The sequence below is a fragment of the Pseudoflavonifractor sp. BSD2780061688st1 E11 genome (genome assembly GCF_005844125.1).
In the GTDB taxonomy this organism is placed as follows: domain Bacteria; phylum Bacillota; class Clostridia; order Lachnospirales; family Lachnospiraceae; genus Sellimonas; species Sellimonas catena.
The window spans coordinates 23,108-44,535 of record NZ_SPHM01000032.1 but is presented as its reverse complement, the minus strand read 5'-3'; the positions used below and the strand labels follow the sequence as shown (position 1 = coordinate 44,535).

At 41.7% G+C, this 21,428-nt stretch carries 18 protein-coding genes and 2 pseudogenes; all 20 read left to right on the top strand.

Translation table 11 applies throughout. From position 1 onward, the window contains the following. Positions 1-77 precede the first annotated feature (77 nt). The 20 genes and pseudogenes from FGQ85_RS13545 (at position 78) to FGQ85_RS13455 (ending at position 21,245) form a co-directional block, all read left to right on the top strand. Positions 78-428: a hypothetical protein gene (locus tag FGQ85_RS13545; protein WP_138373720.1), complete on the top strand. Its 351-nt coding sequence runs from the start codon at positions 78-80 to the stop codon at positions 426-428. 142 nt (positions 429-570) lie between these two features. Continuing rightward, positions 571-1,269 (top strand): hypothetical protein, encoded by a 699-nt coding sequence (locus tag FGQ85_RS13540; protein WP_138373719.1) that lies wholly within the window; start codon positions 571-573, stop codon positions 1,267-1,269. A gap of 263 nt (positions 1,270-1,532) precedes the next feature. Beyond that, on the top strand, positions 1,533-1,742 hold the full coding sequence (locus tag FGQ85_RS13535; RefSeq protein ID WP_118636165.1) for a DUF6462 family protein: 210 nt from the start codon (positions 1,533-1,535) through the stop codon (positions 1,740-1,742). Between the two features lie 100 nt (positions 1,743-1,842). Then, positions 1,843-2,013 carry a hypothetical protein gene (locus tag FGQ85_RS18425; protein WP_164488620.1) on the top strand — a complete coding sequence of 57 codons (171 nt, stop codon included), beginning with the start codon at positions 1,843-1,845 and terminating at the stop codon, positions 2,011-2,013. Positions 2,014-2,053: 40 nt separating this feature from the next. After that, a complete protein-coding gene (locus FGQ85_RS13530) occupies positions 2,054-3,289 on the top strand; it encodes a site-specific integrase (protein ID WP_138373718.1) in 1,236 nt (411 codons plus the stop codon). A gap of 275 nt (positions 3,290-3,564) precedes the next feature. Next, positions 3,565-3,966: pseudogene (locus FGQ85_RS13525) on the top strand (hypothetical protein); the annotation flags it as partial. A 204-nt stretch (positions 3,967-4,170) separates the two neighbouring features. After that, on the top strand, positions 4,171-4,512 hold the full coding sequence (locus tag FGQ85_RS13520) for a nucleotidyltransferase domain-containing protein (RefSeq protein WP_087169187.1): 342 nt from the start codon (positions 4,171-4,173) through the stop codon (positions 4,510-4,512). Continuing rightward, positions 4,502-4,909: pseudogene (locus tag FGQ85_RS13515) on the top strand (HEPN domain-containing protein). The gene FGQ85_RS13520 and the pseudogene FGQ85_RS13515 overlap by 11 nt, the downstream one beginning before the upstream one ends. Positions 4,910-5,020: 111 nt before the next feature. After that, positions 5,021-5,803: a hypothetical protein gene (locus FGQ85_RS13510; RefSeq protein WP_138373716.1), complete on the top strand. Its 783-nt coding sequence runs from the start codon at positions 5,021-5,023 to the stop codon at positions 5,801-5,803. A gap of 162 nt (positions 5,804-5,965) precedes the next feature. Further along, entirely contained in the window at positions 5,966-6,874 is a 909-nt protein-coding gene (locus tag FGQ85_RS13505; protein ID WP_118636159.1) for a trans-4-hydroxy-L-proline dehydratase activase, read from the top strand. Positions 6,875-6,878: 4 nt separating this feature from the next. Continuing rightward, on the top strand, positions 6,879-9,257 hold the full coding sequence (hypD, locus tag FGQ85_RS13500; protein ID WP_087166970.1) for a trans-4-hydroxy-L-proline dehydratase: 2,379 nt from the start codon (positions 6,879-6,881) through the stop codon (positions 9,255-9,257). Between the two features lie 153 nt (positions 9,258-9,410). Beyond that, positions 9,411-11,069 (top strand): DUF885 family protein, encoded by a 1,659-nt coding sequence (locus FGQ85_RS13495; protein WP_138373715.1) that lies wholly within the window; start codon positions 9,411-9,413, stop codon positions 11,067-11,069. Positions 11,070-11,364: 295 nt separating this feature from the next. Then, complete coding sequence (locus tag FGQ85_RS13490) at positions 11,365-11,775, top strand: DUF3899 domain-containing protein (RefSeq protein ID WP_087166972.1); 411 nt, start codon at positions 11,365-11,367, stop codon at positions 11,773-11,775. 99 nt (positions 11,776-11,874) lie between these two features. Continuing rightward, the gene (locus FGQ85_RS13485; RefSeq protein WP_171027970.1) at positions 11,875-13,656 is read left to right on the top strand and encodes an ABC transporter substrate-binding protein; all 1,782 of its coding nucleotides are present in this window, start codon (positions 11,875-11,877) and stop codon (positions 13,654-13,656) included. 67 nt (positions 13,657-13,723) lie between these two features. Next, entirely contained in the window at positions 13,724-14,680 is a 957-nt protein-coding gene (locus FGQ85_RS13480) for an ABC transporter permease (RefSeq protein ID WP_138373713.1), read from the top strand. Further along, on the top strand, positions 14,673-15,833 hold the full coding sequence (locus FGQ85_RS13475) for an ABC transporter permease (RefSeq protein WP_171027969.1): 1,161 nt from the start codon (positions 14,673-14,675) through the stop codon (positions 15,831-15,833). Before FGQ85_RS13480 ends, FGQ85_RS13475 begins: the two co-directional genes overlap by 8 nt. 41 nt (positions 15,834-15,874) lie before the next feature. Further along, on the top strand, positions 15,875-16,939 hold the full coding sequence (locus FGQ85_RS13470; protein ID WP_087166976.1) for an ABC transporter ATP-binding protein: 1,065 nt from the start codon (positions 15,875-15,877) through the stop codon (positions 16,937-16,939). Beyond that, positions 16,932-17,867, top strand: a complete 936-nt coding sequence (locus FGQ85_RS13465; RefSeq protein ID WP_087166977.1) for an ATP-binding cassette domain-containing protein — start codon at positions 16,932-16,934, stop codon at positions 17,865-17,867. The genes FGQ85_RS13470 and FGQ85_RS13465 overlap by 8 nt, the downstream gene beginning before the upstream one ends. 21 nt (positions 17,868-17,888) lie before the next feature. Continuing rightward, the gene (locus FGQ85_RS13460; RefSeq protein WP_138373711.1) at positions 17,889-19,550 is read left to right on the top strand and encodes a DUF885 family protein; all 1,662 of its coding nucleotides are present in this window, start codon (positions 17,889-17,891) and stop codon (positions 19,548-19,550) included. A gap of 15 nt (positions 19,551-19,565) precedes the next feature. Then, complete coding sequence (locus tag FGQ85_RS13455) at positions 19,566-21,245, top strand: M3 family oligoendopeptidase (RefSeq protein ID WP_087166979.1); 1,680 nt, start codon at positions 19,566-19,568, stop codon at positions 21,243-21,245. The last annotated feature ends 183 nt before the right edge of the window (positions 21,246-21,428 follow it).

Sequence of the window (21,428 nt, the reverse complement as noted above, 5' to 3'; positions counted from 1 at the left end):
TGAACTTTGATAATCGAATACCTGCCAGATATTGAATTTTCAAGGTGCATAGGCAAAATCTATGTGCGAAGTTTGAGATGATAATAAAAATCTCGTCAATTTCATTTAAGACAATTGATGATTTCTTGGAATTCTATGTTCCATCAAAGAAAATGCGATATTTATTATTTCAAAACCAATGGATAAAGATTGATGGAAATTATATTCGCAGAAACCAGTTGTTAGTTGGAGAAAATCTTGAAATAAAAATTTATCCATCATATATTGATATAATACCTAATGACCAAGCGGAATGTGGAATTGAGATTATATATGAAGATCCGTTTCTTGTCATTGTCAACAAGCCCTCAGGGATATTAGTACATGATGATGGAGGTACGAAAATCAATTTACAAAAGATGTTAGATTCTTATTATAAAAAAAAATGAACTTGAAATATGGATTGAAAAAATAAAAGTAGGGTTACAAAGTATTCTGTTGGATTTAGATGCTACGATTATTAAGCAGGATACTATTTCAAGATTTGGAATAGTGATATACATTCAAAGTACTCAGTACGGAAAATGCTATTTGAAATTTGTTCCCCAAATACTTGAGCGTTATAATAATGAAAAAAAAATATATCATACTTTACATAAGAGCATTATGTGTGAATTGGTGAAATGCTATGATGAGTTCAATTGTTTAGTGTTGATTAATTGTGGAAACGAAGTATCAGAGTGGGATATTTCAAAGGAGGAAATAAAAAAATTTTTTACAAAAGTATATAATAATAGAATTATTTCTTCCAATGATAGTTTTTTTCATTCTTATGAAAGAATATTAATGGGAAAATTGTATAATTTAGAAAGTGTTTCTCCCCAAATTGCCCTTTATGTTAAAAAAGCAATAGAGTTATATAAAAAAAATTTCTCTAATAGCACAAAATACATTATTCATGGTGATATGCATCGACATAACCTCCTGGTATTAAATAATACTATTAAGGCTATAGACCCTATTGGATATATTGCTCCATACGAAATAGAATATGCAAGATACATTGGGACAGAACTAGAATTGCTGGTTGATTCGTGCTGCGAAGAATATGTTCACTCAAAGTGGCAAGACATGTTGTCTTTTTTCGGTAAACTGAGTCCGTTAATCTATGACGCGTTGTTTATTGATGTTGTTTTCCGCATGCACAATGCAACATTTGAGTGTGATGATGACAAACTTGTAAATAGATGGCTTAAAGTTTTATTTTGTATTGAAAATAGCTATACATAATTTTATAAAATACTTGACATTCTAAACTAAACATAGTATAGAAGCAAACGAAAATCAGAAAATCGTGAACTTTTTTCGTTATTAAAAAATGTAGTTATAGGATATACAGGCATATAAGAAATTCTAAAGAGATAATCTGAAATTTATTAAATCATTCTATAGAAAATTTTGATACTACATTGTATAATTAGCCTTTTTCGCTTGGAGATATGAGGAAATTAATTTTTAATTTCTTCTAAAATCTGAAGAAAGGGGTTTCTATTATGGGTTTCGCGAGAAAAGATGTCGAATCAACAAAGCAGTGCGAAAAGAAGTTTGTGAGATATCAGGAAGGCGCTGAAAAATACAGTCTTGGATTGACAAAATTCCAGGCATTAGCAAAAGAGGCTAAGGCGACATATAAAATTGATAAAGTTGTCTTAGTGAACTGTGAGATCTTTGAAAAGTATCTTGAAACATTTAGAGAATATTAATTATTTAAAGTGCGAAAAAGGACTCAGATAAGATTGCTGCCTGTTGACATTTTGTCATACAAAAAGTATAATGTGAATCATAGGAGGTATGAATGTAGCTATGACTAAGATGGGAAGACCAAAGTCTGAAAACACTAAGAAGAAAGTTTTGAGTATTCGTGTGTCTGACCAGTTATATTCGCAGCTGCTTGCATACGCCGAAAAACATAATATGACCACTACAGATGTTGTTTTACGTGGAGTGGAGGCTTTTATCTCTAAGCAGGAATAATCAGTGAGTCCTTCTTTCATATCGGGAGGAGGAAAACAACATGGCAAAGACAAGAAAAGATCTGCGGGGAAGGTCGTTAAGAAAAGGAGAGGTGCAAAGAGCGTCGGATAAGCGGTATATGTATACTTATACGGATCCGCTTGGCAGACGAAAATTTATTTACGCAAATGATCTTACACAATTAAGAGAAAAGGAAGAAAAACTGTTAAAGGATCAGTTGGACGGATTGGATATATATGTGGCCGGAAAGGCTACTCTGAATGAAACCTTTGATCGTTATATCTCTACTAAATACAATTTGAGAGAGTCTACAAGAAGTTCCTATTTATATACTTATGATCACTATGTGAGGGAGACTTTTGGGCTGAAAAGAATTGCAGAGATAAAATATTCTGATGTTTTACAGTTTTATTATCACCTTCTTAATCAGCAGGGTATTTCATTAGGAACGCTTGATTCAGTGCATTGTCTGCTTCATCCTACATTTCAGTTGGCGGTAAGGGATGAAATTATCCGCAAAAATCCTACTGATGGTGTAATGAAAGAAATAAGCAGAGAATCAGGGAAAAACAGAGGCGTCAGGCATGCGTTGACCATTGAACAGCAGAGATGTTTTATGGAGTATATTGCCAACCATCCGATTTATTATCACTGGTGGCCTATGTTTACTATTTTATTGGGAACAGGCTGCAGGATCGGGGAAGCGCTTGGATTACGCTGGCAGGATCTTGACTTTGAAAATCGGGTAATCAGTATTAATCACAGCTTGGTATATTACCCTGCGAATGGAAGTAATAAATGTGTTTTAAGGGTTTCACTTCCGAAAACAGATGCTGGCATCAGAACTATACCGATGTTGGATATCGTAAAAGACGCTTTTGAAATGCTCTATGAAGAACAAAAGGAAAACGGATTTAATGAGACAGAGATTGATGGAATGTCGGGCTTTATTTTCTGTAACCGCTTTGGTTCAGTGCCAAATCCGCAGACAGTCAATCACACAATAAAACGTATTGCCAACAACTATAATGCTGATGAAGTGGTGCGGGCAAAAAAAGAGCACAGGGATCCGATTATTCTACCTAATTTTTCATGCCATCATTTGCGGCACACTTTTTGTACCAGACTTTGCGAGAACGAAACAAATTTAAAAGTTATCCAGTCCATTATGGGTCACAAGAATATTGAGACTACATTGGACATCTACGCTGAAGCAACAGAAAAGAAGAAACAAGAATCATTCGAGAATTTGGCAGCCAAATTAGATATCTTTTGAGAAGGGCTTACAAATTCGCGGAGTACAACAAAATTTTGAAAAGACAACAAATTGACAACAAAATGAATTGAATAATGAATTATAACGAAGGACTGTGAATAATATATTTATTCAGTTGCAAGCCGGAATAAGGGATAATAAGTGATCACGAAGAGATCATAAAATATTTCCCGACAATGAAAGCACAGGGCGCAGCAAAGAATGAGGCGCACAATGCAGCTCAGACAGCAGGAAAAGCGGCAGAGTCAGCAGCAGAAGCAGCACCGGCAGCGGCAGAGACTGCACCGGTGAAAGTTGATATCGATTTCTCCAACGTGGAAGTAGAGCCGTTATTTGAAGATATGGTTGATTTTGAAACATTCAGCAAATCCGACTTCCGTGCAGTAAAAGTCAAAGAGTGTGAAGCAGTGCCGAAGAGCAAGAAGCTTCTGAAGTTCGTTCTCGATGACGGCAGCGGGGAAGACCGCGTGATCTTAAGCGGTATCCATGATTACTATGAGCCGGAAGAGCTGGTAGGAAAGACACTGATTGCGATTGTCAACCTGCCTCCGAGAAAGATGATGGGAATTGATTCCTGCGGTATGATCATTTCAGCAACTCACCTTGTAGAGGGAAGAGAAGGACTGAATGTACTGATCGTAGACGATAAGATTCCGGCAGGAGCAAAGCTTTACTAAGAGCGAATAGAATAAAAGATAAAACACAGCCATGATGGTACTGACAGAGAACCGTCATGGCTGTTTGTGTTATCTGTGTCACGGGATTTTGAACCAACTAAGCAAAAAAGCCTGTCGAAACAGAACAAAACCAAGTATAATATAAGTAGTTGTTAGAGAAGGTTTGTCAGAGCCTATGAGAATTTAAGGAGAGAAGGTGTTGATATGCCGACAGTAACAAGTGATTTGGTAAAGCAGTATGTGGAACTGCTCAGTAAAATATATGGAGAGCATTTAAAAACGGTTATTTTATATGGTTCTTATGCGAGAGGAGATTATACGGAAAATTCGGATATTGATATTATGGTGCTTCTGGATTTGAGTGATATGGACATAAAAAAATACCGCCATGAATTGTCGGGTATGACCTATGATTTTAACATGGATTATGATCTGGATATCAAGCCGATAGTCAAGAATAAGGAGCATTTTAATAAGTGGGTGGACGTATATCCGTTTTACACAAATATAGAAAGGGAGGGGGTAAAACTGTTTGATGCAGCATAACGAAAAGGGATCGCAACGGGATCTGGTTCTGTATCGCATTGAAACTGCAAAGAGTGATGTAAAATCGGCCAAAATACTTCTGGAAGCGGGAGAATACCGAGGAGCGAACAACAGGGCCTACTACGGAATTTATCATACTATCTCAGCAATACATGCACTTGATGGCAATGCTTACAAGAGACATAAGGACGCTCTTGCAAATTTTAATAAGAATTATATAAAGACAGAAATCTTTCCAAGAACTTTAGGAAGAAGAATTGCTTAGGCGGAGGAAATCCGACATGCGAGCGATTATGATGATTTCTATCTTGCAACGAGAGAAGAGGCAGAAGAGCAGATTGCCACAGCGATAGAGTTAATTGAGAAAGTAGAGGAATATGTGGGAAGCAAAATCTAAGAATAGTTTTGCGCTGATTCTGTCTAAGAGATAAAAAAGTAGCCATGATGGTACTGCCAGAGAACCGTCATGGCTGTTTGTGTATAAGGATGAGAGAAGAGGGGAGTACAAATGAGAAAAATACGAAGGCTGTTGTTTGGTGAAGCTGTTTTTACAGAAGAATATGCTTCATACCTGACTTTGCTTACACAGGTCGTAATCCGGAAATACCACGGCAGGAAAATAGGCCACCTGTGGACAAAGATCATCTACAAAAGCTTTTCCGTCCTGATAGCCTTGTCCTTTCTGGGAACTCTAGGATACGGTATGAGCAGGGCAACGCCTGCAGAAACGAAAGTCCAGGAAGTGTCAACAGAAATTTATGGTGACAGAGGATGGGATGAGAACCGACGTATGCTGAGCATGTGGCAGGGGGATGTCTATATTACCCTGGATAATCAGGAGAAAAAGGAACTGTGGCAGGATCTTGTTGATCTGGAAAGCCGGTACTGGGGAATTGAGCCGCCAACGGTGGAGGTGGAGCAGTATGAAGCGGAAAGCGAGAGAGATGGATACTACTCCAAAGCAGACCAGATGATCAGCGTTACGAGCAAGGCATGGTACTATTCCAGAGAGAGAATGATTGAGATTCTGCTGCATGAGGTCAATCATGCATACACACAGGCGGTAGCGGACAGTGTGAACTGGGAAGACCAGTATGAGGACGATCATACGCTTCGGATGTACGCCGATGCCTATATTTTCAAAAACGCGTCGGAACATTATACTGCGCCGGAGGAAGATAAAGAGGAGTATTACAATAATGCCCTGGAAGTTGCTGCCCGGGAGTATACGGAGGAGTGGGTCTGGAAATATCTTGAATATATTGACGAGATTCCACGTTCCACGGAGTAAGTCACGGGATAATTTGCGCATCTGGATGTAAAAGATGTTATTTTTTTATCAATTCTTTTCATTCTCTATTGACAAAATTATAACATTGTTGTACATTTAATTTAACGATTAGACTAAAGTTCAAACTGAGGTTCAAAGAGGGAGAACTGACAGGAGAGAATCATGAAAAATATCACAAATATACAGAAATTTTCGATTCATGATGGGGACGGGATTCGTACAACTGTATTTTTCAAAGGATGTCCTTTGAAGTGTGTATGGTGCCATAACCCGGAGACCCAGAGGTTTGAAAGAGAGATGGAGCTGGACAGGGAAAAATGCACAGGATGCGGAGCCTGCGCGGCGGCCTGCCCGAATGGTGCGATCCATATGGAGGATCACAAGCCGGTATGGAATTCACTGTCCTGTACATTTTGCGGAAAATGCGCAGATGTTTGTCCGGCGTCCGCAAGAGAAATCGTCGGATATGAGTATACAGTCAAAGAACTGGTTAAAGAACTCATGAAGGATCAGATGTTTTACGAACAGTCCGGCGGAGGAGTTACTTTCTCGGGCGGTGAAGTGATGTCAGTGGACATGGATTTTGTCCTCGCGGCAGCCAAAGAGCTGGACCGTCAGGGAATATCGCTTACCATCGACACATGCGGATATGCTCCTTATGAAAGATTTCAGAAGATTCTTCCTTATGTAGATACATTCCTTTATGATGTGAAGATTATGGATCCGGAGCTTCATAAGAAGTACATCGGAGTTGACAATAAACTGATACTTGAAAATCTGGTCCGCCTTTCTCAGGACGGCGCCAGAATCTATATCCGGATTCCTACCATCAAAGAGGTAAACGGAAACGAACAGAACATGAAAGAAACCATCGCGTTTCTTCAGGAACACGATATCCATCCGGCTCAGATCAATCTGCTGCCTTACCACGATACCGGAAGCGGAAAATACAGAAAGCTGGATATGGAATATAAAGGCACTGACCTGCATGCACCAGACAAAGAAGAGATGGAAGCACTGGCGGCTATATTTATCAATGCAGGATATACGAACACCAAAATAGGAGGTTAGAAAAATGGCAAAACTTCGCGGTATGAATGAAAGAATTCAGAAACTCAGACAGATCAGTGTAACTACTCCGGTTCATATTGACCTGGAAAGAGCAAAAATCGAGACAGACTTTTACAGAGAAAACGATGGAAAATATTCAATTCCGGTTATGAGAGCGATGACTCTGAAAGAATATTTTTCCAAGAAGACATTATATCTTGGAGACGGCGAACTGATCGTTGGTGAAAAAGGAAAAGATCCTCAGGCATCTCCGACATTCCCGGAACTTTGCTGCCACAGTGAAGAGGATATGATCGTCATGAGCGAAAGAGATCTGGTATCCTTCAAGACAACAGAAGAAGACCGGAAGCTTCAGAGAGAAGAGATCATCCCGTACTGGACAGGAAGAAGCATGAGAGAAAAGCTTCTTTCCAAGATGACACCGGAATGGCATGACTGCTATGAAGCAGGTATGTTCACAGAGTTCATGGAGCAGAGAGGACCTGGACATACATGCGGAGGCGAGCAGGTATTCACAACCGGATACATGGATTATAAAGAGAAAATCAAAAAGACAATGGATGCTCTGGATTATATCAATGATCCGGAAGCTCTGGATAAAGCAGAAGAGCTGAAAGCGATGGACATCGCATGCGATGCTGTCATTATTCTTGGAGAGCGTTATCACAAACTTGCTCTTGAAATGGCAGAAAAAGAAGAAAACGAGACAAGAAAGGCAGAGCTGCTTCAGATTGCTGCAAACCTGGAAGTTGTACCGGCACACAAGCCGCAGACATACTGGCAGGCAATCCAGCTGTACTGGTTTACACACCTTGCAGTTACGACAGAACTGAATCCTTGGGATGCTTTCAGCCCGGGAAGACTGGATCAGCATCTGTATCCATATTATCAGAAAGATGTTGCCGACGGTATTCTGGATGATGAGAAAGCAAAAGAGCTTCTGGAATGTCTGTGGGTAAAATTCTACAATCAGCCGGCTCCTGTAAAAGTTGGTATCACACTGAAAGAAAGTGCAACATACACCGATTTCGCAAATATCAACACAGGCGGGGTAACACCGGATGGACGTAACGGTGTCAATGAAGTAAGTTATCTGATCCTTGACTGCATGGATGAGATGAGACTGGTTCAGCCGAACTCCAACGTAACTATCAGCAAGAAGACACCGGCAAAATTCTTAAAGAGAGCATGTGAAATCTCCAGAGAAGGATGGGGACAGCCGGCATTCTATAACACAGAGGCTCAGATTGCAGAGCTCCTTAATGCAGGAAAGAGTCTGCCGGATGCAAGACGCGGTGGATCCTCAGGATGTGTAGAGACCGGAGCATGGGGAAGCGAAGCTTATATCCTGACAGGTTACCTGAACATTCCGAAGATCTTCCAGCTGACACTGTTCAACGGATACGATGAGTACAGCAAAAAGCAGCTTGGTCTTCAGCTTGGATACGCAAAAGACTTCAAGACATTTGACGAATTATGGGCTGCATTTAAGAAACAGCTTGAGTACTTCGTAGATGTTAAGATCCGTGGAAACAATGTTATTGAAAAATTATATGCTGAAAACATGCCGGCACCATGTCTGTCTGTTGTAACAAATGACTGTATCTCCAAGGCAAAAGACTACAATGCAGGTGGAGCAAGATACAACACAAGCTACATTCAGGGTGTAGGTATCGGAACGGTTACTGACTGTGTTGCTGCAATCAAATACAATGTTTACGACAAGAAGAACTTCACCATGGAAGAGCTGATCGAAGCAATGGAACATGACTTCGAAGGATATGATTCCATCTACAAGATGGTTCATGACAACAGCCCGAAATATGGTAATGATGATGATTACGCAGATGATATCATGCAGGACATTTTCGAGCTTTACAGAAGCACCATCACAGGACGTCCGAATATCAGAGGCGGAGAATACCGCATCGATATGCTGCCGACAACCTGTCATGTATACTTCGGAGATGTCATCCTTGCAACTCCGAACGGAAGAAAAGCTCACAAACCGGTATCCGAAGGTATCTCTCCGGAAAAATCCGCAGATACAAACGGACCGACAGCAGTTATTAAATCCTGCTCCAAGATGGATCATCTTGCAACAGGCGGAACACTTCTGAATCAGAAGTTTACACCGGACGTTGTAGCAGGCGAAGAAGGCCTCAATCATATGGCAGACCTGATCCGTTCTTACTTCGCGATGGATGGTCACCATATCCAGTTCAACGTAGTGGATCGCCAGACTCTGATCAATGCACAGAAACATCCGGAGGATTATAAAGATCTGATTGTTCGTGTTGCAGGATACAGTGATTTCTTCCGCAACCTGGATAAACCGCTTCAGGATGAGATCATTAACCGTACAGAGCAGTCTTTCAGCTAAGAGACAGAAGATAAAGTAATCAGGGACACTCTTTGAAAGTGCAGACTTTCAGAGAGTGTCCCTTTTTGTGTTGTATTGAAGAACCGTAAATGCTGTGCTAAGATGGAGAAAAGATCATAAAACCGATCAATCAGGCGGAAAGGAGTGACTGGAATGGCAAAAGGACAGGAGGAACTGCTTCGGCAGTACCGGGAGCTGGACAGGGACTGCGCACTGTTATCCAGATTTCAGCTGGATGAGAGACAGGCGGGAGACAGACTGTTCCTCCCGACAGAAGAGCATATGAAACAGGCATGGAGCAGGTGGGAGGAGTTGAGAGACAGGGCGGATGCTCTGGAGGAGCCGGATAGAGTTTTCTCCATGGTAAAACATCATTTTCAGGATTTTCTGGATTCCCTGGAATATACACTGCGGGATAAGGAAGAGCATCCGGAGGTGGATCACCTGAGAGTGCACTGGGAAATCGAGAATACTTCCCGGCTGAACCGGCATCCGGACGAGGAACGGTGTCAGGGGCTGACGGACTATCTTCGTGAGATCTGTGAGGCAAAGGACAGCGTGCTGGAACTGATTCAGGCAAGGGCAGAAGGAAGCACGGGAGATCTTTCGGAAGAATTCCGGAAAGAGAGCAGAATGGTAGAGATGTACCGGACGGACCTGAAGCGGTTTTTTCCTTCCTTCCAGGACGGACAGATGGAAAGGCTGGAGAAGGCGCTGATGGAGACGGAGACCGTTCTGAAAGAAATGGCGGCTGTCCTTCGGGATGAAGAAGCGCCGGCGTCGGAGACCGTGGAAGAAGACCTGAAGCAGACGATAAAGATGGATGCGGACGCCTACCGGACCATTCTGCAAAAACAGATGGGAGTGTCTTTGGATGAGCTCCTGTCCTGGTATCGGGAAGAGATCGAGAAGACCAGAGCGGAAGTTTTCGAAATTGCCGGGAAACTGGATATTCCGGAACCGGTGCCGGATACAATGGAAGAGGTCAATGATATTTTGTTCAAATACGAAGGCCCTTGCGATACTCCGGAGGAGATGCTGGATCGCGCAAACGAGTATCTGAAACGAACCAGAGCGCTGGCCCATGAGTATGTCCGGCTTCCGGAGGATGAAACGTGTATCTGTTTACCAGTGCCGGAGTGCTGCAAAGATTCCTACCCGTGGGGCGGATATGAAGGCGGAGATTTCAGTATCCGGCCGCTTGTGGGACAGATGTTTCTGAATGTTTACAACTACAAGAATGTAACGGACGGATGGATCCGGATGAATACTCTCCACGAAGCCTATCCGGGGCACCATGTACAGTATGTGAGGGCCGTGGTTGACGAGACGCCGGAGACGGTCAAAATCGGAGCCAAGCTGGTGCCGCTTCTGGAAGGGACCTGCCTTCGGACCGAGCGCGCATTCCAGGATCTCTTCTCGGAAGATCCGTTCTTCCCGCTCTTTGTCGCATACCGGCGGCATCATGCTTCCGTGCGGATCTGTGCGGATCTGATGCTGTTTTATTACGGGGCGTCTCTGGAGGAAGTAATCAGACTGTACGAAACGGAACTCGGATTCGACAGGGTAACGGCAAGAGGCCAGGTAAGGGCACATCAGAACTCGCCCGGGTATTTTACCTGCTATTACTACGGCATGAAAAAAATCTGCGAATGGGAAAAGGAGTACGATTTCTCCAAAAAAGAATTCACCGAGCTTTTGTTCTCCGCGGGATATATCAGCATGGACCGCTTTGAGGAACTGGTGAAGATGACCTCGAAAGAGCGGGAACACTATTTTCACGACTTTTGCAGCCTCCAGCAGGAAAAATAAGTAAAGAGAAAGAAATGCATTTTCGGTTTGGAAAATGTGTTTCTTTTTTTATGCTTCTATAACCAAAATGACTACCAGATAAGATCAGTAAATGATAATTTTGTTTAAAAAGCACAAAAGTGAGCGATGAAAATTGTATACTTATCTGAAAATAGTAATAAATGTCAGGAAAAGATTGACTAAAATATACGGGGGGGATAAAATGAAAGAGCCGTGATAAGAAAAAAAGGTGGTGACCACCGATAAAGTATAGAATTACGAATTGACAGAAAAATAGTAAAGCGAGGGGAGAAAGATGAAAAAAATAATGTTAAAAACCTGCCTGAAAAACGAAAAAGTCAGGACATTTTCTATAGCACTTCTTTTAGCGATAATATTTCTTGTTACTCATTTCAAAGAGAGTACATTGTTAAATATTTCGAATACATTGTTCGTTGTAGCAGCAGTTTATATTGTTGTCGGGGGAACAAGGTATATACGAAATGTTGGGCTGTTCAAAACATTCTCATATATTGCTTATAAAAGACGTTGGAAACAGGGAAATAAACTGGATGGAGAATTGCATCCTATGAGCTTGGCTGATTATACGATTAATGTTGTTATGGATGAGACAAGACAGAAACCAGTTGCCTTTTCCCTGTGCATAGGGTGTGCGTGTACAGCTATATCAGCATTTTTAAGCTTTATAAGTTATCGGTTTTTTTGAACCTTAACCATGAAAAGGGAGGAAATAGAACAGAGAAAGGAGGATAGCTTTGTAATAACTGAATAATGCAAAAATAAAGAATGGGAGGATATGACTCGTATGAAAAAAACACGAATTTTAACAGCCGTTATGTTGACAGCAGCTCTGGGGTTAACTGCCTGTAGTGGGAATGGCGGAACGGAAGAAACTTCAGGTGGTAAAAAGTCAGAGAGTGGAGAAAAAGTTCTAAAAACATATTTTTCAGACACCCCTCAAACCTTAAACCCACATACTACGGCTGACAATTATGAACTTCTTCTTGATATGAGTGCAACATTGTATCGAGAGATCTGGGATGAAGAAGCGGGCGATAAAACGTTTGTTCCGTCATTGGCGGATGGGGATCCTGTTGCAAAGGACGATTCGCATAAAGTCTGGACAATAAAGGTGCAGGATGGATTTACATTTACGGATGGAACGGAAATCAATGCAGAAACTGTTGAATATAGTATCAAAATGTTAAATGATCCCAAGCTTGCTAATCGTAATGTGAATGCAACTAATTTTGAAAATGGAGATGCTTATTTAAAGGGTGAATGTGATTGGGAAGAGGTAGGATTTCAGGCGATAGATGAAAATACAATTGAAGTAACATATGCAGAGAATTATGAACCGGAAAGTGCAAAAGATGTAAAAGATCTTTTCTGTTTTGTAGGAACAGCAGTAGTAAACCCGGAAGTATACGATTCGTGTTTAAACGCTGACAAGACGGAGTGTTCTTATGGATCAAGTTTGGATAAGTTTATGGCATCAGCCTTGTATGAACCGACATCATTGATTCAAGGACAGTATTTGGAATTGACACGGAGAACAGATGGGAAGGCTCCGCTGGAAGATGTATATACACCGGACAAGGTTGAATATCAGGCAATCACTGATGCCAATACAATTGTGCAAATGTTTGAAAAAGGGGAATTGGATGCAGTAGTTGCAAATCAGCCGGCATATGATGAATATGATGGAGCGCGTTATGTATATACCATTGATAACTTTGGATTATTCATTAATTCAGAAACTCCGACATGTGAAGCGTTAAAAGATGTAAATCTTCGTTATGCATTTTACTGGGGTCTTGACAGAGAGTCTGTTGTAAAAGCTGTATTTCCAACAGCATTGCCAAGTGCATATCAGTATGTTCCGTTTTCAACAATGCCGGATCCGGCGGATAAAGATAATAAGACGGTAATGTATCATGAGACAAAAGAGGCTAAAGCGATCCGCATGGATGGTCATGAAGTGACCCAGGAAGGATATGATGCAGATCTGGCAAAAGAGTATTTTGATAAAGCCTACCAGGCTAATGGAGGTCAAAAAATTTCTATTACAGCAATTTATTCAGATAATAATGAAGTAAGTAAAACGTGGGCGGAAGCAATACAGTCAGCATATCAGGAACTGTTTGGAGAGGATAAATTAGAAATCAAACTTCAGGCTACACCAGCTGCAATCATTTATGAAGAAATTGCGCGTGATAAGATGAACTACGATATGTGTCTCAGTTGTGGATGGGCAAATACATATGATGCACCATGGAATAACACGAATTTTGTGTACAGCGGACCATATGTATACAACACACAGTATTGTGTTATTGCAGACGATGAACTTTCAAAACAATGGGATGATCTGTTCTATAAATGCGCGATGTATGATTATAGATGGGATGCCCAGAAAAAACTGGAAGCAACAGCGAAAATGGAAGAAATCCTGTACAATGACTGCAGCTTTATCCCGGCATATTCGCGTGGAAGCCGTTACTTCTTTAGTTCCAAAATCACGCCATTAATGGATGAAGGAGATCCAGAATTGAAATTCTGTCTGATGCAGGCAAAATTTAACTAAAATTACGATACAGATGCCGCCAAAGCATCCTGCTTCTGGCGGCATAAATTAGAAAGAGGGATACTAGATGGTCAAATACATTATACAGAGACTGATTGCGGCTTTTCTGACATTTATTGTCATTCTGATTGTTGTTTTCTTTGTGCTTCATTCCATGCCTGGGGACATTATTGATTTTTCCCCAAAGCTGGATCCGGCCATTCGCGAAATGATCATGGATAAGTATCATTTGAATGATTCGCTGATTGCTCAATTTGGATACACGATGACAGACTATTTGCACTTTGATTTTGGTTACTCGCTTAAAGTGAGACCTGGGGTACCGGTATTTCAGTGTGTGCTGGAACGCCTTCCGGTAACAATACAGCTGAACTATTTTGCGGCATTCTTTATTTTGCCATTCGGACTGCTTTTTGGAATTACAATGGCGATCAAAAAAGATACGATTTACGATCATGTTGTAAGCAGCTTTGTTATTCTTCTCATATCGGTTCCATCCTTTGTGCTCGCAGCACTGATGCAATATTTTCTTGGATACAAACTGGGATGGTTTCCTCTGGTACTGGAGACGGAAGAAAGTTTGACGCTGTCAAAATTCTATTCCATGATTCTGCCGATTCTGGCATTGAGCTTCGGGGGAATAGCAAGTATTGCAAGAACATTGCGGGCAGAACTGGCGGAAGTATTGACAATGGATTTTATGATGCTGGCCAGAGCAAAAGGACTTAATTACAGACAGACGATTTTGCGGCATGCGTTAAGAAATTCATGTGTACCGCTTGCAAGTACCTTTTTATATTTATTTTTGGGAGTGCTTTCCAGTTCGCTTGTAATAGAACAGATTTTTGGAGTTCCTGGACTCAGTAAGACGCTTTTGCAGTCCATCAATGGGAAAGATCACTGGCTGACAATGGGCATTGTTATCTTCTATGTATTGATTGGACTTCTGATGGCGATTCTTGCCGATCTGTCGTATGGCTTTGTGGATCCTCGTATTCGGATGGGAGGTAAAAAGGATGACTGATAGAAAAGTTTATTTGGCAGATGGAGAGCCTTTGAGTGAAGAACTGCTCAATATGGGACCGTCAGAGTTCCAACTGGTAGAAAGAGAAGAAGAAATCAAGGATGTTGAATTTAAAACAGAAGCAGTATCTTATGGAAAAGATGTTTTCCGCAGATTTTTAAGAAGTAAGACGACGGTTGTTGCGGCATGTATAACGTTGTTTATTGTTTTTATGGGAATTGTTGGTCCGTACCTCAGTCCGTACAATTATCTGGAGCAAAATGTAGAGCTTAAAAATATGCCGCCCAGAATTCAGGGGCTGGAAAAGCTCGGAATTTTTGATGGCAGTGAGGTGTTGGAGGTCCAGAAGAGCAGCCTTGCTGAATACGAAGACTGCATTATTAAAAGTCTGGGAACGGTAACAGATAAATCTGCGTTTGGAACAGTGGAGATGGAGCGGATTAAAATTAATATGTACAAGTATAAAGGGGCGGATGACGTATATTACTGGTTCGGATCAGATGCACTGGGACGGGACCTGTTCTCAAGATTATGGCAGGGTACAAGAGTTTCCCTGATCCTGGCTTTCGCAGTTGTAGCAATCAATCTGACGATTGGCCTGATCATAGGTGCCATCTGCGGATACTATGGAGGATGGGTTGATTTGATTATCCAGCGCTTGATGGATGTTATCTGGAACATCCCTGCCCTGCCGCTGACAATTCTTCTGATCATGCTGTTTGGATCTGGGATACTCCCTCTGATGCTTGTATTCTGTCTGACTGGATGGATGGGCATGGCTAACGGGGTACGAATGCAGTTTTATCGCTACAAGAATCAAGAATATGTACTGGCTGCAAGGACAATGGGAGCAAGTGATGCCAGGATCATGGTCCGGCATGTGCTGCCAAATGCTGTAGGAACGATTATTACGCAGTGCGCATTGTCTGTTCCGAATGTCGTTTTCCAGGAAGCGGGACTATCTTATCTGGGACTTGGTGTTCAGGCACCAAACCCGTCGATCGGCATGCTCTTGTCTGATGCTCAGAAAGCGCTTTTGGATTATCCGTTTATGATTGTATCGCCGGGATTTGTGATTGTATTTCTGATGCTGGCGTTTAATCTGTTAGGAAACGGACTTCGGGATGCTTTCAACCCGACACTTAGACAATAATGAAGGATGAGAAATCAGATCAGAAAGGATAGGATATAGCTATGAACGAGGAGAGAGAAAAAGTACTGGAAGTAAAAGATCTGACGGTGTCCTTTCAGACGTATGCCGGGAAGGTACAGGCTGTCAGGAGCAGCAGTTTTGATCTGTATAAAAGGGAAACACTGGCAATAGTAGGAGAATCCGGATCCGGAAAATCGGTTACTGTAAAAACGTTGATGGGGCTTCTGGGAAGGACTGCTGTGATTGAGAAGGGAAGTGCTATGTATAAAGGCATGGACTTGACAAAATTGACAGAAAAACAGTGGGAAAAGATACGCGGCAGAGATATAGCCATGATATTTCAGGATCCACTGTCCTCTCTGAATCCGATAAAAAAAATCGGCAAACAAATTTCGGAAATATTTACAATTCTGCATAAAATGCCAAAGGCAGAGGCGAAGAAGCGGACATTGGAGTTAATGGCAGCAGTAGGAATACCGGAACCGGAGAAACGGTATAATCAGTATCCGTTCCACTTTTCAGGGGGAATGCGTCAGCGAATTGTGATTGCAATTGCACTTGCTTCTAATCCGGATATTTTGATCTGCGATGAACCAACTACTGCACTGGATGTTACTATTCAGGCGCAGGTGCTCGCCCTGATTGGAAATCTGCGAGAGAAGAAGGATGTGTCGACAATATTTATTACACATGACCTTGGGGTTGTCGCCCATGTTGCAGACCGGATTGCCGTTATGTATGCGGGAAAAGTTGTAGAGTACGGTACAGCGGAAGATATCTTCTATGATCCGCTTCATCCGTATACCTGGAGCCTTTTGGCATCCATGCCGGATACGAATCTGAAAGCAGGTGAAGAGTTGAGTGCACTTCACGGGACTCCTCCGAATATGTTGTTCCCTCCGAAGGGAGACGCATTTGCAGAGCGAAATCCATGGGCCGTTGCAATAGATTTTGAAAAGGAACCGCCGATGTTTAAAGTGAGCGATACACATTATGCGGCAACATGGTTGCTTCATCCGAATGCACCGAAAGTAAAACGTCCGGAAGTGCTGGAACGTAGAATCGCAAACAGTATGAGACGGAGGGAGGAACAGGCAAATGGTTAATAAGGAAATAGTGTTGGATGTCCGCCATCTGCAACAGTATTTTTCAAATGGCTTCGGAAAAAATAAAGTGGTTGTAAAAGCGGTGGATGATGTAAGTTTTCAGATTCCAAAAGGCGAGACATTCGGGCTCGTTGGAGAATCTGGATGCGGAAAAACGACAACAGGACGTACAATAATACGATTGTACAAACCGACTGGTGGAGAAATATATTTTAATGGCAGGCTGATTTCCGGAAAACTCAGCCATGAAGACAAAATTGCAGTCCATCAGGGAATTCAGATGATATTTCAGGATCCAATTTCTTCTCTAAATCCTCGTATGACGATTCAGGAGATTATCGGAGAAGGACTTCTGATTAATAAAGTTGTAAAAAATGATGAAGAATTGAGAAAAAGATGTGAAGAAATGATTGAACTTGTTGGATTGACAAAAGACCATTTAAGCCGGTATCCTCACGAATTTTCTGGTGGACAGAGGCAGAGAATCGGTATTGCCAGAGTGCTGGCGTCCAAGCCAAGTCTTGTCATTGCGGATGAGCCGGTTTCTGCTCTGGATGTATCGATTCAGGCACAGGTGCTCAATCTCCTGAATAAACTGAAAAGAGAGCTGGGGTTGACAATACTTTTTATCGCCCATGATCTTTCAGTGGTAAAATACTTTTCTGATTATATTGGAGTAATGAACAAGGGACGTCTTGTGGAAAAGGGGACTCCGGAAGAGATTTATAGTGAGCCAATTCATCCATATACAAAAGCACTTTTGTCGGCAATTCCTGTTCCGGATCCGGCATATGAGAAGTGGAGGGGATATATTACTTATAATCCGAATGTACATGATTATAGAGTAGAAAAACCATCCATGCATCATGTAAGCGGAAGTCATTATGTCTATTTGTCAGATTCAGAAATGGAAAAATATGTAAAATAGAACTGTCTGAGAGGAGAAAAGATGAGAAAAGAAGAATTATTACATTTGTATCGCCAACTTGACAAAGAGTGTGCTCTGCTTTCTAGATATCAGCTGGAAGAGAAGGAAACACAGGAAGCTTTTATTCCAGATAAGGACAATATGAAAAAAATCTGGGAACGGTGGAAGAGTTTATGCAGACGCGTGGCCGAACTGGAGGAACCGGACAGAGTGTTTTCCATGGTGAAGCATCACTTTCAGGATTTTCTGGAGTCTTTGGAATATACGTTTTATGATACAGAAGATCACCCGGAAAGGTATCATCTCACGATCCACTGGGAAATCGAGACAGTATCCCGTCTGAACCGACACACGGATGAAGAACGTTGTGAAGAATTAACGAGAAGTATAAACCAAAGGTGCAGGGTCAAAGAACCGTTTTTAAAACTGATGAAAGAAAAGTATGATACAGCCAGAAGAGAAGAGCTCGCAAGTGATTTTTTAGAAGAAAGCCGGACAGTCGAAAAGTGCCGTATAGATGAAAGAAAATTGTTTCCGACTTTTTCGGAGGGGCAGATAAAATGTCTGGACGAAGCGCTGGGAAATCTTCGGGATGTAATGGAAGAGATGGCAAATGATCTGGCAGAAGATAAGAGGAACGGACCGGAAATCAAAGAAGATGATTTGACGATTACTGTCAAGATGACGGAAGAAGAGTATCGAATTCTTTTAAATAAAAAGTTTGGAGTCTCTTTGGATGAACTGCTGTCCTGGTATCAGGAGGAGATGAATAAAACAAGAAGGAATGTTTTTGACATTGCAGCCGGTCTGGATATTCCGGAACAGGCACCGAAAACCATGCAAGAAGTAAACGATATCTTGATAAAGTATGAGGGACCGTGCAGCAGCGCTGAAGAAATGCTGGACCGTGCGAATGATTATTTAAAGAGGACACGAGCACTGGCGCATGAATATGTAAAACTTCCGGATGATGAAATTTGCCGATGTGTAGAAGTGCCGGAAAGCTGTAAAGAATCCTATCCTTGGGGTGGATATGAAGGAGGGGATTTCAGCATTCGGCCTTTCATAGGCCAGATGTTTTTGAATACATATAATTATCAGAATGTGACGGATGGATGGATCAAATTAAATTCGATTCATGAAGCCTATCCGGGACATCATGTGCAGTATGTTCGTGCTGCAGTAGACGAGACTCCCGAGACAGTCAAAATCGGAGCCAAACTGGTTCCGCTTTTGGAAGGCACATGTCTGAGGAGTGAGAAGGCTTTTCAGTTTATTTACGGAGAAGATCCATTTTTTCCGTTGTTTGTAGCCTATCGGCGCCATCATGCATCCGTAAGAATATGTGCAGATTTGATGCTGTTCTATTTCGGAAAAACACTGGAAGAAGTAGTGGAATTGTATGAAAAAGAACTGGGGTTTGATCGGGGAACAGCAAGAGGGCAGGTCCTTGCACAACAGTATACGCCGGGATATTTTACATGCTATTATTATGGGATGAAAAAGATCTGCGAATGGGAAAAAGAATATGGATTTTCGAAACAAGATTTTACGGAGTTACTCTTTTCGGCTGGATACATCGGTATCAGTCGGTTTGAAGAGCTGGTCAAAATGACAGCAGAAGAAAGAGAACGTTATTTCCACGAGTTTTCAAGCCTTCTTGCGAAAGAAAACAAGGTCTGAGAAAGGAGTGGCGTAATGAAACAGTTTTCGGAGCTTTTATATGAAAGGCCGGATTTTAAGACTGAAAAAGAAGCTGTAAAAAAGTATGCTTCCGATATCATGAATGCCCAGAGCCCTGAGGAGCTTGCGGAGATTTTTCAGAGAGAAGATCAACGAAGCAGACACATGTGGACGATGTATGATTTGGCGTATATTCGCAATACCATTGATACAACGGATTCGTTTTACGAGGGAGAGATGAACGCATTTTACGAGGAAATGGGTGAATTATCGCTTCTGTATCAAAAAGCGGAGTCTTCGATTTTGCAATCGCCATTTAGGAAAGGAATTGAAGAACGATTTGGTGCACTAATACTCCAGCGAATGGAAATGAATCAAAATCTGGTTAGTACTGAAGTTGTAGATGACATGGAATTGGAATCGGGGCTTTGTCAGGAGTACAATCGCCTGGTGGCATCTTGTGTTAGAGAATTTCATGGGGAAACATGTAACTTTGCCAAATTGTCCAAATTTATGCAGGATGCGGACAGGAAGGTGCGTAAAGAAGCGTTTCATGTGTGGGCGTCCATGTATGAGAGCATTGCCGGCCGGTTGGATGATATCTACGGCAAAATGATTGAAGTCAGAAGCCGTATTGCAGAACAACTTGGATTTGAAAGCTATATTCCGTATATTTATGCCCGCTTTGGACGGACGGACTATGGACCGGAAGATATCAGTCGCTTTCGGGGATTTATAAGAGAGAAAATAGTACCTCTCTGTGAAAAGCTGTACAGGGAACAGGCGCGGAAACTGGGGCTTGATTCTTTGGAATATTATGATGAATCGCTTAAAAATCCGGAAGGGAATGCAAATCCATGCGGTACAAAAGAGGAGATGCTTAAAAATGCATCGTTGATGTACCATGAACTGTCGAAAGAGACGGGCGAGTTTTTTGACTTTATGATAAAGTACAATATGTTTGATCTGGATAGCAGGCCCGGCAAGCAGCCTGGAGGGTACTGTGCCTTTTTATCAGAAGTTAAATCTCCGTTTATTTTTGCAAATTTTAATGGAACCAGCGCAGATGTAGATGTGTTGACTCATGAGATGGGACATGCATTCGAGGCGTATACAGCAAGCAGAATCTATCCGTTGTCTTCTATGATGTGGGCATCCAATGAGATAAATGAGACTCATTCTATGTCTATGGAATTTCTTACTTATCCTTGGATGGACAAGTTCTTTGGTGACCGGGCGGAAGAGTATCGAAGAAATCACTTGGCACAGGCGCTTGAAGCAATTCCTTTTATGGTGTGTGTGGATGAATTTCAGCACAAAGTATTTGAACATAAGCCGGATGCCATGGGGCGGAGGCGCATATGGCATGAACTGGAACAGGTGTATATGCCGTGGAGAAAGTATGATGGGAATGAATTTTTTGAAAGCGGCGGATACTGGATGCAGAGGCAGCATATTTTTATTAATCCGTTTTATTATGTGGATTATGCTCTGGCACAGATGGGAGCGTTTCAGTTTTATCGAATGATGGATGCGGATCCTGAGAAAGCATGGCAGGAGTACTACAGGCTCTGCCGTTCAGGCGGGAGCCGTGGGTACTTTGAGACAATGGAATATGCAGGAATCAGTAATCCATTTCAACAAAAGACAATTCAAGAGATTGTAGATTTCTTAAAGCCAAAACTCTTTTTATAGAACTCTATTAACACAGGGAACCAGCTATGTCTTGGAGAATTCTGAGACAGGGCTGGTTTCTTGTGTTTGCCTGTTGTGAAAATACACAAAAACCGAAGTCCTAAATTGTGCAAATCATAAAAAAATCAAGAAACGATCATTTAAATGATAAGTGCTCATATAAATCACTTGATTGAATTCAAA